Source organism: Rhizobium sp. A37_96, assembly GCF_053521765.1.
Genome location: NZ_JBNWDS010000007.1, coordinates 170,474 through 185,806, shown reverse-complemented (window position 1 = coordinate 185,806; position 15,333 = coordinate 170,474). Strand labels below are relative to the sequence as shown.

The following is a 15,333-nucleotide window of genomic DNA, read 5'->3' as shown; positions in this document are numbered from 1 at the left end:
GGCCACGCGGGCGCTGGTTTAAATCCAGTCGCCCCGCCACGCACAGCCTCAGGCTTCCACTTTCCGGTCTATTGCCCCAGGTTCGCTGCCGTTGCCGCCCCTTGAGATGCAATGCCCAACGGCGTGCCGATAAGGCTCAGGAACTTGCGAATATCGACGGAAGGATGACGCGAGACATAGATGACATCGCGGCTCTTGACCGGGAAGGTCTGCCCAACGATCAAGCTGTCCGGATGGGACATGTCGAAGCGATAGACGATCGGATAGCGTCCCTTGTCATCCGGCGCCATCCCCTTGCGCAGCAGGTCCTGGAAACGGGCCGGACCCAGCAGGCTCCTGGCGATTTCGGGCTCTTCGTAGCGGAACAGGAAGAAGCCTGTGGCATTGCTTGCCGCATCGACCGCGCCATGCCCCAGGGCAACGGCTTCGAGCAGATTGAGGTCGTTGGCGCCAAATTCGATGCGTCCGCTTCCGCGAACGGAACCAAGCAAGGTGAAGGTTCTCGGATCACGCATGAGGAAAATCTGATCGCCGGGCTGGACATAGATGTCTTCCGTGGGATGCTCGATGATCGATTTCAGCAGAACCGTTCCGGTCCGGTTACCACGAACCAGCGTGACGTAGGTTTCATAAGGCTGCGTTACGGGCCCACCGGCCTTGGCAACGACCTCCGTGATCTTTTCCTTGGTCAGGTCCAACGGAACCAGCGAAGGGCGCCCGACCGCGCCTGAAACGGTGACGGTCCGCGACGCCGTACCCGTGCTCGTGACGATGACATCCGGTTCGACGGCCTTGGTCGCCAGAGCCGCGAGGATAGCCTTGCGCGCTTGCTCAAGCGTCTTGCCGACGAAACGCACCGAGCCGGCGTAGGGAATTGCGGCCGTGCCATCCGGCTGCACAACGATATCCAGCGACACCTGCTTCGACTGTGCCGTCGAAAACAGACCATCGACACCCGCTTCGAAAATCGTGACCTTCAGCGCATCGCCGACGCCGATAACGACAGGCCCGACGCCACCGCCTATGCCGAAACGGCGATTGAGGGTGGAGGAAACATAATCGGAAACGAGGCGCGCGCTACGGCTGTCTATATCGACGACATCGAAAACCGCAGCATTCCTGCGACCGAGCTCGGCGCCGGACTGACCGGCGTCGTCTACGATGGTACCTGCCAGCGGGCCTTCGCTTGAGACCGAATTACAACCCGCCAGAACTACGCAACAAAGTACGGCGCCAATACGAATCAATTGCAAAACCTCAAACTTATTAGCTGCCGCGATACCTGATGGCATGCACCGACATGGAATGCATCAAATCTATCGACGCCTTGAAAAGCATAACGGGCGCGCATCAACAAGCCCGTATACTCGGAATACAATCAAAAAAATCGGATGCGATCATTGGGTGACACCTGATTTTCTACGACTGCCCGAGCTCCAGGCTCAAGCAGAAGGGCAAAAACGCAACGGTACTGTTACGAATTGAAGTATTTAAATTAAAATTCACTGAATCGGACAAGATGTCATCCAAGCAAGCAGCCTCCGATATATCGAGATATCCGGAAATGATATCAACTTCAGGTTTTCGAAAAGCGATTTCCTATTTGGAGAAACGAACGCCCGGGTCATCTTATAAGGAGTTTTTGACGGTTTGATCTAACGCATTCCAGCGTTTCAAGCTTTAGGATCGACAACGCCGCCGCCTGAAAAAGATTTCGATTTCCAGAGGTAACGCAGATTTTGCTTGCGACACCGCTGCGATAATGATTTGCAAGCTAATGATTGGTTTCTGTAGTTTATATCAACTTGATGCAGAGAATTGCCATCTCGGTGAATAATGGATGATTATAATCGTATCTGTTGGAATCTCTCCAGTAATTCGTCTTCTTGGCACCAATATCTGTTGAAATGAAGGTTGAGTCGATGCTCGGTTTTTCAAGGCTATTGCAAAAAAAGAAGCCGAAAGAACCCTTGGAAATATTCGATCAATACGAGCAAGGTGTGCCAAGCCACCAAAATGCTATCGATGCCCTTTCCGGCTGGAACTGCGCTTTTCCGAAGAATCTCAATCTCAATGCAGGAAATCTGCCTCTCTACGCGGACGACCGTATCGAATGGGCTTTGAAGACCTTCGGCTCTATCGAAGGAAAAAAGATCCTGGAAGTCGGGCCGCTGGAAGGGATGCATACCTACATGCTGCACAGCCGACGCCCGGCACATATCGACTCGATCGAGGCGAATCGTCTCTGTTTTCTCAGATGCCTCGTCACGAAGCAGATTTTGAATATCGGCAGTGCTTCGTTCATGCTGGGCGACATACAAAAATGGCTGATAGAGCAAGAAGACGCGTATGATTTCGCGCTGGCATCCGGCGTGCTCTACCATATGGCCGATCCCGGCGAATTTCTCCGCTTGCTGGCCGCCCGCGCGAACGCCGTGTTCATCTGGACGCATTTTTTTCTGGAAGAGGCGATGCCCGAGGGCGACGTACGCCGAATCCCTTTCAGCGGCAAAGTGGAAACAAAGATAATCGACGGCGTTCCGCTTCGCTACTATGAGCGGAGCTACCAGCACGCCAACGCCAATGCATCGTTCTGCGGCGGCATGAAAGATCGCCATTTCTGGATGCATCGTGACGACATATTGATGCTGCTGGAGAAACTCGGCTATAGCGAAATCACCATCAGGGACGAGAACCTCAAGCACGCTGGCGGCCCGAGTTTTTCGCTTCTTGCCCGTAAAGCCTCTGCCACGCCTTGACGGAGGGAAGGCCATGCCGTGGATTGATCCCAGCAGCAACGCGATGCGCCTTGCCGTCTTGAGACCCATGCTTGCGAATTCTCCATCTTTCAACTGCGGCAGCACTGGCGGAACGAGCCGTGCCGAGATGCCGGAGGATCTGTTTGCTTTTTAATCTCGAATACGATCGCGGCACGGTTCTCGAAGGCTACCTTATTCCCGATGGCTTTTCCGACCTCCCGTCCATCAGAGTATCGGATGCCGACGGCGAACTGATGGTCCTTCCCTGCGACCAGATCAAGCAGGCGGTCATCGATTCCGGCAGGCATGAGAACGGGCGAGTGGGATTCAAGCTGGATACGAAGATCATTCCCGATCTTGCGAGCCGCACCACGCTCATGATCCACGACGCAAAATCCGGCTTGCTGATATATCGGCGCCCCCAGGTGCCGAAAGTGGTGCCGATGAAAGTCGTGCGGCTCGAGACCCAGCTTCTGCCCATGGTGAAATTCGACTACCATTGCGGCCGCCAGTTCCAGTATGAACTCTCGTCCGTCGAACGCTTCGGCCATGAGACCGCGCTCCAAGCCTTTCACCTGAACGCGATCCAGTCGATCTACATCAGCGGGCGCCTGCTGATGCGCAATTACGAGGAGTTTCTGGATAAGGGCTTCAAGGCGTTCGTCCTGCTCACCGACCCTTACTACGAAATGGCCTTGCGCATCTTCCTTCTCAAGCGGATGGCGACGACCCAGATTTCGTTTTTTGGCGATCGAGACAAGATCATCCTGGCTCCGGCTGCCGAGCACTTTGCGGACATCGATCTCGTCAGCGAAACCGCACTAAAGATGGCGCTGAAAAAGGCGTCGCAAAATGTAAGAAATGTTCTGGTATCCCCGGTGACACGACAGCTGGTCACAACGACACCGGAACAACACATCACACGCGGCGATGTTGCTGCCGCGATAGACCTATTGTCCCGATTTGCTATTGTCGGTCATGACACCGATAGCATCCGGTTTCAGAATGCGCTCGGGGAATTACTTGGAATTTCGATCGGAGATCTTCCGCTACATGCAAGACATAGTACGCTGGAGGAGATTGCAGCGAGGTTGCGTTCATTGCATATTGCCGAATTGATGCTTGAAGAGGATCTGATTTTCGATCACTACGTGCGGGAGGCGATCAAACCGACTACGCCCGGATTGCGATAGACGGATGTAAGCCAACATGCCTAAAGCAGCGATTGAAGATAAGACGAAAGAATCGTTTACGAAAGCGGTCTCAGGCAGGCATCTGCTGCCGTCGCTGTTTCGCCGTCGCACGCCTGCCAGCCGCGACCGCAACGACATCGAAGAGATTGAATATATCCCGGTTCTTGACGGACCGGCGCCCAAGACGCAATCCGGAGGAAAGCCGCCGCTCAGGCTGTTGGGCTTCCTGTTGCTCGTTGTTCTGCCGTTCCTGGCCTGCTCCGTCTATTATGCCTTCATCGCTTCGGACCAATATGTTGCCGAGGCCCGCTTTGCCGTTCGCTCGGTCTCGGGTTCCGGTTCCGATGCGGATGACAAATCGGACAATAACGACACCGCACAGAATACCGGTTCGGGCGTCGGTGCTCTTTCCATGCGCTCCGCCACCCAGGACGCCTATGTCGTCACCAGCTTTATCCACTCCTCAGAGATCCTAAAGAGGATCAGTGGCGAGATCGACTACAAGGCGATATTCACGAAAGGCGATACGGATTTTCTTTCCCGCTTCTCCGCGTCCGAGCCTGACGAGGAATTCCTGAAGTATTGGAACGATCATGTCAGCGCCTATATCGACGTCTCCTCCGGCATCATAACGCTGAAGATCAGGGCATTCTCTCCCGAGGATTCGGTGAGGCTCGCGAATGCGGTCATTCAGGAAAGCGAAAAGCTTATCAATGAGCTGTCCGAACGAGCACGCAACGATATCGTGCAGAGCATGAAGGCCGACCTTGAGAAGAGCGGAAAGACCTACAGCGACGCGCTACTGGCGTTGAACCAGTTTCAGCACACATCGGGCCTGCTCAGCCCCGAAGCGCAGGCCAAGGACAGCGGCGCAATTCTCACGGGCCTTCTGGCGCAGAAGCTGGACTTCGAAACGCGCCTTTTCGTCATGCGGCAATCCAACGCCGACGGCTCTCCGACCTATCAACAGCTGAGTCTCGCCAAAGACAGCTTGGATGCCCAGATCGACAAGATGAAATCGGGACTGACCGGTCCTGAGAACGCAAGCCTTGCAAAGGCTTTGCTGGAATATTCCAGGCTCGATACCGATCGCATGATAGCGCAAAAGCTATACGAGAGTTCGCAGAAGAACTACGACACCGTGCTCGCGGAAGCCTTGCGCAAGACGCTGTATCTCGCAGTCTTCGTCAGGCCGACGCTACCGGAAGAAGCAATGTTCCCCAGGCGCATCAGCACGCCGCTGATCATATTGCTCGCCCTCACGGTTGCCTGGGCGACCCTCTCGCTCATCTGGGCGTCCGTGGAGGATCACCGAGTATGAGCGGCGATGCACCATGATCCGCTTCAAGAACGTCTCCAAGTTCTTCAAGACCCCAAACGGCAGGAAGATCATTCTGGACCGGGTGAGCTGTGAATTTGCGTCCGGCTACTCTTACGGCCTTCTCGGCGTGAACGGCGCGGGAAAATCGACGACGATCCGAATGATCGCGGGCACCATCCTGGCCAACTCCGGAAAGATTTCAAAGGATGTGCGGGTATCCTGGCCCCTGGGGCTCAGCAGCGGCTTCAATCCCTACATGACCGGCCGGGCCAATCTGCATTTCGTCGCCCGGGCTTACGGCGAAGACGTGCGACGCGTCTCCCGTTTTGTGGAGGAGTTCGCCGAGCTTGGCGATTATATTGATGCGCCGGTGCGCACTTACTCTTCGGGGATGAGCGCGCGACTGGCCTTCGGGCTCTCGATGGCGATCGAGTTCGAATGCTATCTGGTCGACGAGGTGCTGGCCGTCGGCGACGCCCGGTTTCAAGAGCGCTGTCGGGCGGCATTCGAAAGTCGACGCAAGACTTCCGACATCATCATGGTCTCGCACAGCATGAACATGATTAAGAAGCACTGCGATAAAGGCATGGTGCTCGTGGACGGCAGGCTTGTTGTTTTCGACAAGGTCGAGCAAGCTATTGAAGCCTATTACAGATTGAACCGATAACGTTAGAAGGATTGCCGGTACGGCCCAATATGGCTCAAGATAGCGGAAACACGTCCAAGGCCGTTGAGCTCACGGCGACCAAGCAAAGCCGCGAGGTTGCGGCGAGGCTGTCGGTTACTGCGCGCAAACTGCGTTTCTCGACGTCGAGAAGGAGTCAGCTGTTCAAGGCTGTCGGCCTCAGACCGCGCCCGCTAGAGCAAGTCATTCAAAAAGTGTCGCTGCTTTCGGCTGTTCTTTTGCTTGTCGTGCCCAACCTGGCTTCCATCTATTATTTTACGTGCGTGGCTTCCGATCAATATCAATCCGAAGCACGCTTCACGGTCCGTTCATCGAGCCCGGCGCTCGGCAAGAACCAGTTGGCGAAGGTCACCGGCTTGCCGACCACGCAAATCGTCCAGGATACCCAGATCGTCACGAACTTCATTCAAAGCAAGGACATGCTGACGGCTCTTGAGGGCAAGATCGATCTGCGGAAAATCTATGGCGATTCATCGATCGATCCGATCGCGCGGCTGAAAAAGGATGCCAGCTCGGAAAAGCTGCTCGACTACTGGGAAGATATCGTATCGGTGAAAGTCGACGCGAACAGCGGTATCGTAACGGTCAAGCTACGCGCTTTTTCGGCGGCCGATTCCCAGCGGGTTTTAGAGGCGGTCGTCGAGGCTTCCGAAGGGGCGGTCAACGAGGTCAACAATCGCATCTGGCGGGATGTCATCACCACGGCGCAAACCAACCTGGACAACGCAAAAAATCAATTGCAGACGGCGCGAGAACATCTTTTGAGCGCCCGCAATCAATCGGGCGTTCTCAGCGTCGAAGGGTCGTCGACCATCTTGTCGACGTTGATATCGACGGTGCAAACCGAGAGAATAGGCCTCCAACAAAAATATGATGCGATGCTGGGCACGGTGTCCGCCGATGCTCCTCAGATGCGCATTCTCAAACGCGAAATCGATAGCAAGCAGAAGCAGCTGGATCAATTGAACAGCCAGATTGCCGGGCAGAACAAATCGGAACAGAACCTCGCGGATGTGTCGGTGGATCTGTCCCAGCGGGAGCTCGAGCAAAGTCTTGCGGAGCAGCAGTTCGCAACGAGCATGAAGACGCTGGAACAGGTTCAGTTCGTAAGCAAGCAGCAGCTTCTTTACCTCGACACATTTCTCGCACCCAGCCTGCCGGACGAGGCCGAATATCCCAAGCGAGCGCTTTGGATCGGCGTCATTCTTGCGGCGAGCCTGGCGATCTGGGGCATCGTCGTCGGCGTGCTGTCGAATATCCGAAGTCGTTTGACGTAAGTTGCGCAGGCGGCCCCATGCAGATTCTACGCAACGTCATCTACAAACTGCTTCCCCGGCCCCGGTCGCTGGGAAGGCCGGCGGAGAATAGGCATCGTATCGCGAAACGGCTTCTTATCCTGTCGCGATATCCCAATCCCAGCGTCAGCTATTATCTTGACGAGCGAACCAAAACGCTGGGCGAGATCCCTGTGATCATGAAAGGCCTCGACGACCCCCTGGATGGGATCGAAAGCGACGGGCTTTTTGTGATTATTTGCCGTTACATCAAGCCGCCGCATATTCGCTGGCTGGAGCAGCGGCGCGAACGTCTCGCCGGAGTGGCGTACTTCGTTGACGACGATATCGCCGCCGTGGTCGCCGGCAACGAGGCAAACTGGGACTATAAGTTCAGATTGCTGAGATTGGCCATTCGCCCGTTGCCCCGGGTCAACCGGCTCCTGACGGACATCTGGTCCTCCACCGAAACCCTGGCGGATTCCCTCGCTACTGCGGGCCACCGGATCGATGTTCTCGCCCCGCTGCCGGCGGAGCCGGCTCACGGCGCGGCATCTGCCGAAGACCAGGCTGCTGCCCCGCTGCAGATGGTCTATCACGCCACCGGCGTTCATCGCCGCGAGCATGAGTTCCTGATGCCCGTCGTCAGAACCGCGATGGAAAAGCACGTCAACCTGCATTTTGAAGTGTTCGCCGGGGGCGGCCTCGCGCGCCGATGGAGCCGGCAGGGAATCGATGCCACGCGGATTGCGATCAGGCCACCCCTGTCGTGGCCGGCCTATCTTGCCAAGACAACGCATCATGCCGCCGACATCGCCCTGGCGCCCCTCCTGGCGGGAAAGACGAATGCGAGCCGTTCCGACACCAAGCGGATCGACATCAGCCGCCTGCAGGCGGCCGCGATCTTCTCCCGATGCCCGACGTTCGCGCGTTGCGCCGTCGCCGGAGAGTTTCACATCGACAATACTCCGGAGGCGTGGCTGACAGCCATAGACCAGCTGGTGGGCAACCGGGAGCGTCGGCTCGCCGCTCGCGATGCCACAAGAAATTCGATCGAGAAAATGCGCCTGCATGCGAACCCGGCATTTCCCGGCATATGTTTCGAGCCGCTCAGCGGCGTAGCCCAGATCTGAAATCTCATAAACGACGCCTCAAGGCGTCCGGATAAACAATATTTCGATGACACTCAAAATCGTACCGAACGCCGACCTCGAACGCGAAATATCCGCCGATGCTCCTCCCGACCTATGGACGTCCGTGGGCGACGATCCCGCGTTCGAGATCAGGTTTTCGCCGGTACGCAAAAGGCTGCTGGTCATTCATATTGCCGCGGTTGACGAGCCCATAGACCCGAAGTTCTATATCAACCGCGGTTATGGCTTCCGTGAAAAGGATGCCGTCTCATTCCCGGAGGGCCGTCGCTTCATCGTCACGGCAGATATCGGTTCGGTCGGCACCATCTGCTCATTGCGCGCCGATCCAGCGACGTTTCCAACGCGTTTCCAGTTCGATGCCAGGACCTTTGCATCCGCCAAGTCGGCCGAGAGATATATTTCCGAGGTCCTCGGCGCGGACGAAACAACCAGACGCATCGATCTCGGCAAGCTGCCGCGGCACTGGATGAAGCTGCCCAGGCTGCGCTTTGGCCGGCGCGGAGCAAGCCTGACCGTGCAATATGCCGACGCGAACTATCGGCTCGCCGCCGAGTTGGCCGCGCCACCGGTATCGGCAACCGCCGGGAACTGGCTGAGCATCGTCGTTCCCGTCTACAACGCGCCGCCTCGCTATCTGGACGACCTCGTCAAATCCTTCGAAGCACAAAGCGAGCAAGGGACCGAACTTATCCTGAGCGACGATGGTTCGACCTCATCGGAAACGCGGCAATGGTATGAAAGCCAGCAATCGAAGGATAACATCCGCTTCGTACTGAACGAGCGCAACGGTGGGATCGCTGCTGCCACCAATGCCGGATTGGCGCATGCGCAAGGACAATGGATCGCCTTTCTCGACCATGACGATGTCATCGCGCCCCATGCCTTCAGGCTCATCCGGCATACGCTGGAGCGAAATCCGGAGGCGAACTTCCTCTATACGGACGAACTGGTGGTGGACGACACCCTGAAGCCGACCGGCGTCATGCTGAAGCCGGCCTATGATTCCGTACTGCTGACGGGCGTGAACTACATCAATCATTTCTCCATCTATCGCCACAGCCGGCTTCGCGAGATCGGCTATCTGCGCACCGGCTACGACGGCTCGCAGGATTATGATCTGCTGCTGCGCTATCTGGAGAGCCTTCCCGAGGAGAGCATTCTCCACTTGCCCTATCCCGCCTACTGGTGGCGCCGGAACGGCAAAACCTACTCGCGCAAATTCATGGATGCCGCCACCAGCAATGCCAGGAAGGCGTTGACCGAGAGGTTCGAGCGGCTGCAGCAGGCGATCGATGTGGAAGGCGCTCTCACCAAGACGCTCCATCGCGTCATTTTTGAAGCGCCGCGCGAGTGGCCGAAGATTTCGATCGTCATTCCGAGCAAGGATAATTTGGATCTGATCTCGCGCATCCTCGGCGATATCTTCACAAAGACCGACTATCCCAACTTCGAAGTTCTGGTCATCGACAACGGCTCCACGGATCAATCGGTTCTCGATCTCTACGATCGTTACCGCCAGACCGAGCCGCGATTCTCCGCATCCGTTACGGCGGAGGCCTTCAATTTCTCCCGCTCGATCAATCGTGGCCTGCAGGCGGCGACCGGGGAACACTGCCTCATCCTCAACAACGATGTCGAAGTCATAGAACCAGGCTGGTTGAAGGAAATGGTCTCCTGCCTCGCTTACGACAGAACCGGCATCGTCGGCGCCAAGCTGCTATTCTCGAATGACAAGATGCAGCACGCCGGCGTGGTGATCGGCTTCGGCGGGCTGGCCGGCCACTGGTACATGAACAAGCCGAAGGAGTTCGGCGGGCCGATGAACCGGCTGCATGTGCGCAACACCATGACCTGCGTGACCGGGGCGGTGATGCTGATTTCGGGCGATTGCCTCCGGAAGATCGGCCTGTTCGACGAGGAGAATTTCGCGGTGGCCTACAACGACGTCGACTATTGCCTGCGCGCGCACAAGGCTGGCTATCGCATCGTCTGGACACCGTTTGCCTGCCTATATCATCACGAATCGCTGTCGCGCGGGTCCGACAAATCCGGCGAGCGCAAGAAGCGGTTCGAGCAGGAGAAGCAGAACCTGCGACGGCTGCACGCCACGCAGAATTTCATCGACCGCTCGCTCAATCCGGCCTACAGCCGGGACAAGTCAGATCCAAGGATCGTGATACCGACACGACTGCACATCCCGTCGGCCTCGTAGAAACCCCGGGGCCGCAGCCGGCCCCGATCAGAGCTGGATCAGGTCGAGCCCCTTGCCGATCTCGCTTTCAGCGATCTCGACCACGCTCTTCTCGTGGGTAAACAGGATCGTCTGGAAGCGGTCGGCCGTTGCGGCCAGAACCTGCAGTCCGGCGCGCGCGCGTTCGTCGTCGAACGTCTGGAATATATCGTCGACGATCAGCGGCGCCGGCTCGTTGCGGGCGGAATAATCCTCGAGAAACGCCAGACGCAAGGCGAGATAGAGCTGGTCGCCCGTACCCTCGCTCAAGCCATCCAGCGGCACGCGTTCGCCGGCGGCGCGTTCCGCCAGCAGCTGCAGCGCATCGCTTTCGTCGTGCGCCTCCACGAGACGGGAGAAGCGGCCGCCGGTCAACTGCGAGAATAGCTCGCCGGCCCGCCTGACGACGGGATCGGCCTGCTTCTCGCGATAGGCCTCCATCGAGCCTGCCAGCATGCGGGCCGCAATCCTCAGCACCACCCATTGCCGCGCGAGGTCCTTTGCCTCCTGCTCGGCCGAGAGCTTTTCGAAGACCGCGTATTCGGCGCTGACGCCCGTTTCCAAGGACTGCCGCTGACGGCGGTTCTCCGCCAGTCGCGCCGAAAGCTCGCCATGCATGGCGAACTGACGCTGATCCTCTTCGGTCAGGCGCTCGATTTCGAGATCGGCAGCGACCCGTTCGAAGCCGGCAAGCTCGGCACGAAGGTCGTCTTCGGCCTTGCCGTCGGCCTGCTGACGGAAGCGGTCGCGACTTTCGGCAAGCCGTCCGGAGAGACGCAGGCGCTCGCGCAGTCGCGATAGCAAGGCCGGCAGGTCCTCCACGCCGCCCAGATCGCCAGTCAGAAGGTCGAGATCGGTCGCGATGGCGGCAAGCGCTGCTTCCTGGCGCGCCACCAGCCCTTCCCCGCGCTGCCGTTCCTCTTCGAGGCTGTCGCGCTTCTTCAATTCGCCGCGCATGGCGTTGATGCGGGTGTGCAGCGCCTCGGCAGCACCATCCGGCGGCAGATGGTCCAGTTCGTAACCGCTGGTGGCAGCAAGCGTCGCCAGCCGCCGCTCGAAATCCGCCATGTCACGCCGCATGCCATTGACCCGGCGCAAACGGTTTTCTCGCTCCGCCAGAAGATCGGGCAGCTCCTCCCATGCCTTCAGCGCAGCATTCGCCATGTCCAGCGTCGTATCGGATGGCAGGCCCAAAAGCTCCACGGCCTTGCCGAACGCGCCGCGCCAGTCGGCATGCCGCCGTTCCAATATCTGTTGCTGATCGTCGAACCGGGCCAGCCGGTCGCGCGCAGCACCGATCTCTCCTTCGCGTGTCCGGCTTTCGCTCCAGCGTTCCGAAAGAAGGCGCAGATGCTTGCGCAGCCCTTCGGCAATCGCAGCGGGCGGAAGGCGGCCGCTCCTGTAGCCGGTCGCTTCGACGATGTCCTGCAAGGCAGGCAGGACGCGGCCTTCCGCCAGCGCATTCTCATCGCGCTCGTCGAGCAGATCCCGCAACGCCTTGCGCTCGCGGCGCAGCAATTCCACTCCGCGTCGCCACTCCAGCATCGTCGAAGGGTCGAGGGCATTGATACCGCAGGGCTCGAAAAGGGCAGCGAAGGTCGCCTGAGCGTCCTTGAAAGACTTCTCGCAGATCTTGAGGCGGCGAGAGGCCTCTTCCCGCTCCTGCAGCAAGCGCGCCTGACGCAGGCGGTAATCGGCGTGGCGCGCAACACGATCCGCATCGCTCAAGGCGGCATCGGCGAGACGGTCGGCCTCGGCTAGGCTCATGGTCAGGGCGGCAAGCAGCTTGGCCTCGGGAGCGGCGCCATCCGACCATCTTTGCTGGATCGAAACCCATTGCCCGTCACGGCCCTCGCGTGCCGCTGCGATCTGCTCGCGCGTGACGATCGGCCCGGTACGTTCCGCGTCGGCAAGCGTGCGTTCTATCTCCGCCAGCTGTTCATCATAGCTCTGCAGTTTTCCGGCCGCCTCGCGCATCTTCGAACGAGCGTCATCGATGACGTCGCGATGTCCCGTAATCTCCGTCGCTTCCGGAAGCGGCACCGAAAAAAGGGCATCGATGTCACCAACCGGTGGCTGCAGCCGCCGGGCCGCTTCATCGAGATCGACCTCGATGCGCCGTATCTGCGTTTCCAAGCCGTCAAGCCTGCTCAAGGCCGAGAGATCGCCAGCCAATGCCTCAAGCTGATCGATATAGGGTCTGGGATCGATCAACCGGCCCGCAAGGCTGTCCCTCTCCAAAGCAGCCAGCTGTCTGCGCTCGTTCTCGGATTGCTCGGCAAGAGATTGCATCTGCCGCGCAAGCTGCCTGCCCTGCTCCACCAGCTCGGACAGGCGTACACGATCGATATCGCTCGGTTGCTGCCGCTCCAGCTCGATCTCGGCAAGACCGAGGCGGCGGGCGAGCTGCGAAAGCGTCGTGTCATAACCGGCAAGCTCCTGATCGACGCGCGGCAGGTCGTGACGCTGGGCGCGGTAGTTGCCTGTATCGGCAAAGAGCTGGGTTACATCGCCTGATATCTGCAACAGCGCGTCATCGACTTGTATGCGCGAGAGATCCTCTTCCGCGCGCGCAACGGCCTGCCGGGCCCGGCGCAGCTCTTCTTCGCTCGCTTGCCGGTCGCGCAGCCTCTGTTCAAGCGTATCGGCGAAACTGTCCGGTATGGCGGCGAGATCGGCAAGGCGATCGAGCGCCATGCTTTCCGCATCGATTTCGGCGAGCAAGGGCTGCAAGGTTTTGAGCCTCTTCAACCGGTCCAGTGCCTCCCGCGTGCCGCGACGTTCCGTCCGCAGGCGCTCCAGCTCAGTCTCCAGCTCGGCCACTTCTGCGAGGAGCTTCTTCCAATCGCCGGACTTCAGCTCGTTGTCCCGCTCGGCCTTGCGCGCATCCTCGTAGCGATCGAGAGCCTGGTAGAAACCGCGATCCTTCGAACGCCTGGCGGCATAGATGCCGTCGGCCTCCGTTTCCAGCGACTGACGCAGCCGGGACAGGCCGGTCAGACCGGACGCCGCCGAAAACAGCAGGCTGCCGATCTCGCCGCCGCTGCGCAGCATCGCGGTCGCGCCCTGCCGAAGTCGTTGCGAGTCCAGCCCGAAGGCGCGTTCGAAGACGTCACGGCTCAAATTGCCGAGGAAGGGTGCAAGCGCATCCTCGGCCAGCGGCGTCTCCTTGTCGTCAGGGGCGAGAAGCGTTCCCTTCCGGCCACGGCGGCGGCGGAAGCTCAGCCGCGCGCCGTCGCGTGCATTGATATCGGCTCCGATCCGCAATGTATTGGGTTCGTGCAGGAAACTCTGTTCGGCGGCGGTCGGGAAGCCGAAAAGAAGATCGGAGATCGCGCTCAGCGCCGAGGATTTCCCCGCCTCGTTCGGGCCATAGATGACATGCAGCCTTGCACCGGCCCGGAAATCGAGCGTGCGATCGGTCAGCGCGCCATAGCGGAGAATATCGAGCCGGGTAAAGCGCATCAGGCTGCCCCCTGCCCGCGGGCAAGCAGCAATTGCCGCGCCTCTTCGATGAGGGCTTCCATGCTGTCGTCCAGCGGCTGCTCCGTCGCACCAAGGCCGCCCGGCAGGCGCACCGCGATCTCATCGATCAGGCGGCCCGCTTCCACCGCGATATCGGTATCGCCGGCATGTTCGGCCAGGAGCTGACGCAGATCCAGCGCACCGTCCGCATCCGCAGCTCTCTCCGCTGGCGGTTCCAGCCTCAGTTCCAGCTTTTCGAGCCAGATATCCTCATGTACGCGATGGCAGGCGGCCTCCACCTCGTCGCGCCATTGCTGGCGGTTGGCGGCTATCGCGCCGTGCAGCGGCGTTTCGCCGGAAAGCCGGACGCGCAGCGCGGTCATCCGTCCAGCCATGTCGTCAGCCATGGGCTGCACCGCATGCTCGACACGGCGCAGGATCGCCGTCTGATCGTCCTCCGGACCGATGACGATATCGACCTGTGCAAAGCGCGCCTCATCGACGATCAGGCGCTCGTGCTCGATCCGTCCGTCTTCGACCGTCACCAGCACAGCACCCTTGGCACCGCGCTCGCGGATATTGCGCCCCTGCAGGTTGCCGGGAAAGATAACGAGCGGATCCTGCGCCACGACTTCATAGTCATGAACGTGGCCAAGCGCCCAGTAATCATAACCGCGCGAGCGCAGATCATCGACCGAGCACGGCGCATAGGGCGCATGCGGCTCTCGGCCGGTGAGCGAGGTGTGGAGAATGCCCAGGTTGAACCAGCCGGCGACGGGTGCCGGATAGGAAAGCGCCAGATTGTCGTTGGCGGAGCGCTCGGCGAAGCCCTGGCCGTGCAGCGCCACCCGGAGCGCTTCGAGCTTGAAGCTGCCCGGCTTGGCGGTCGGAAACTCATGGACGTTCGGCGGCAAGGTGATGGTCTTGGTGATGACGCTTGCCGCGTCGTGATTGCCGCGCAGCAGATAAACGGGAATTCCCGCCCGCTCCAGCCGCGCCATTTCACGATTGAAGAACAGGCCGATCTTGTTGTCCTTCCAATCGCCGTCATAGACATCGCCGGCGATCACGAAGAAATCGACGCGCTTTTCGATCGCCAAGCCGACGAGCGTCGAGAAGGCCTTGCGGCTGGCCTCGACGAAGACGGCAGCGACGGCGGCGTCCTTCAGGGCCAAGCCCTGGAAGGGGCTGCCAAGATGCAGATCGGCGGCATGGATGAAGCTGAAAGAGGACATGGGTTCCGATGGCGTCA

General features: G+C 59.3%; 10 protein-coding genes. 7 read left to right on the top strand and 3 right to left on the bottom strand.

Annotated features, from left to right (window positions below):
• Nucleotides 1-68: 68 nt before the first annotated feature.
• Complete coding sequence (locus ACQZ6J_RS19590) at nucleotides 69-1,247, bottom strand: polysaccharide biosynthesis/export family protein (RefSeq protein ID WP_163986142.1); 1,179 nt, start codon at nucleotides 1,245-1,247, stop codon at nucleotides 69-71.
• 675 nt (nucleotides 1,248-1,922) lie between these two features.
• Between ACQZ6J_RS19590 and ACQZ6J_RS19585 the strand changes: the two genes are divergently transcribed.
• The 7 genes from ACQZ6J_RS19585 to ACQZ6J_RS19555 all read left to right on the top strand — a co-directional run bounded on the left by ACQZ6J_RS19585 (nucleotide 1,923) and on the right by ACQZ6J_RS19555 (nucleotide 10,598).
• Entirely contained in the window at nucleotides 1,923-2,759 is an 837-nt protein-coding gene (locus ACQZ6J_RS19585; RefSeq protein WP_449085276.1) for a class I SAM-dependent methyltransferase, read from the top strand.
• A gap of 320 nt (nucleotides 2,760-3,079) precedes the next feature.
• On the top strand, nucleotides 3,080-3,952 hold the full coding sequence (locus tag ACQZ6J_RS19580) for a hypothetical protein (RefSeq protein ID WP_348643454.1): 873 nt from the start codon (nucleotides 3,080-3,082) through the stop codon (nucleotides 3,950-3,952).
• 16 nt (nucleotides 3,953-3,968) lie between these two features.
• A complete protein-coding gene (locus tag ACQZ6J_RS19575) occupies nucleotides 3,969-5,273 on the top strand; it encodes a capsule biosynthesis protein (RefSeq protein ID WP_449085275.1) in 1,305 nt (434 codons plus the stop codon).
• Nucleotides 5,274-5,286: 13 nt separating this feature from the next.
• The gene (locus ACQZ6J_RS19570) at nucleotides 5,287-5,940 is read left to right on the top strand and encodes an ABC transporter ATP-binding protein (RefSeq protein WP_163986146.1); all 654 of its coding nucleotides are present in this window, start codon (nucleotides 5,287-5,289) and stop codon (nucleotides 5,938-5,940) included.
• Nucleotides 5,941-6,152: 212 nt separating this feature from the next.
• Entirely contained in the window at nucleotides 6,153-7,235 is a 1,083-nt protein-coding gene (locus tag ACQZ6J_RS19565) for a capsule biosynthesis protein (RefSeq protein WP_449085274.1), read from the top strand.
• A gap of 197 nt (nucleotides 7,236-7,432) precedes the next feature.
• Nucleotides 7,433-8,365 carry a hypothetical protein gene (locus tag ACQZ6J_RS19560; protein ID WP_449085273.1) on the top strand — a complete coding sequence of 311 codons (933 nt, stop codon included), beginning with the start codon at nucleotides 7,433-7,435 and terminating at the stop codon, nucleotides 8,363-8,365.
• Between the two features lie 46 nt (nucleotides 8,366-8,411).
• Nucleotides 8,412-10,598 (top strand): glycosyltransferase family 2 protein, encoded by a 2,187-nt coding sequence (locus ACQZ6J_RS19555; RefSeq protein ID WP_449085272.1) that lies wholly within the window; start codon nucleotides 8,412-8,414, stop codon nucleotides 10,596-10,598.
• Nucleotides 10,599-10,625: 27 nt separating this feature from the next.
• Here ACQZ6J_RS19555 and ACQZ6J_RS19550 read toward each other — a convergent pair whose 3' ends face one another.
• On the bottom strand, nucleotides 10,626-14,081 hold the full coding sequence (locus tag ACQZ6J_RS19550) for an AAA family ATPase (RefSeq protein WP_449085271.1): 3,456 nt from the start codon (nucleotides 14,079-14,081) through the stop codon (nucleotides 10,626-10,628).
• A complete protein-coding gene (locus ACQZ6J_RS19545) occupies nucleotides 14,081-15,316 on the bottom strand; it encodes a metallophosphoesterase family protein (protein WP_449085270.1) in 1,236 nt (411 codons plus the stop codon). Before ACQZ6J_RS19545 ends, ACQZ6J_RS19550 begins: the two co-directional genes overlap by 1 nt.
• Nucleotides 15,317-15,333 lie beyond the last annotated feature (17 nt).

Excerpts from the sequence above, each read along its gene's own strand:
- ACQZ6J_RS19585 (WP_449085276.1), top strand. The coding sequence starts at position 1,923 with ATGCTCGGTTTTTCAAGGCTATTGCAAAAAAAGAAGCCGAAAGAACCC.
- ACQZ6J_RS19575 (WP_449085275.1), top strand. The coding sequence starts at position 3,969 with ATGCCTAAAGCAGCGATTGAAGATAAGACGAAAGAATCGTTTACGAAA.
- ACQZ6J_RS19570 (WP_163986146.1), top strand. The coding sequence starts at position 5,287 with ATGATCCGCTTCAAGAACGTCTCCAAGTTCTTCAAGACCCCAAACGGC.
- ACQZ6J_RS19560 (WP_449085273.1), top strand. The coding sequence starts at position 7,433 with ATGAAAGGCCTCGACGACCCCCTGGATGGGATCGAAAGCGACGGGCTT.
- ACQZ6J_RS19555 (WP_449085272.1), top strand. The coding sequence starts at position 8,412 with ATGACACTCAAAATCGTACCGAACGCCGACCTCGAACGCGAAATATCC.
- ACQZ6J_RS19550 (WP_449085271.1), bottom strand. The coding sequence starts at position 14,081 with ATGCGCTTTACCCGGCTCGATATTCTCCGCTATGGCGCGCTGACCGAT.
- ACQZ6J_RS19545 (WP_449085270.1), bottom strand. The coding sequence starts at position 15,316 with ATGTCCTCTTTCAGCTTCATCCATGCCGCCGATCTGCATCTTGGCAGC.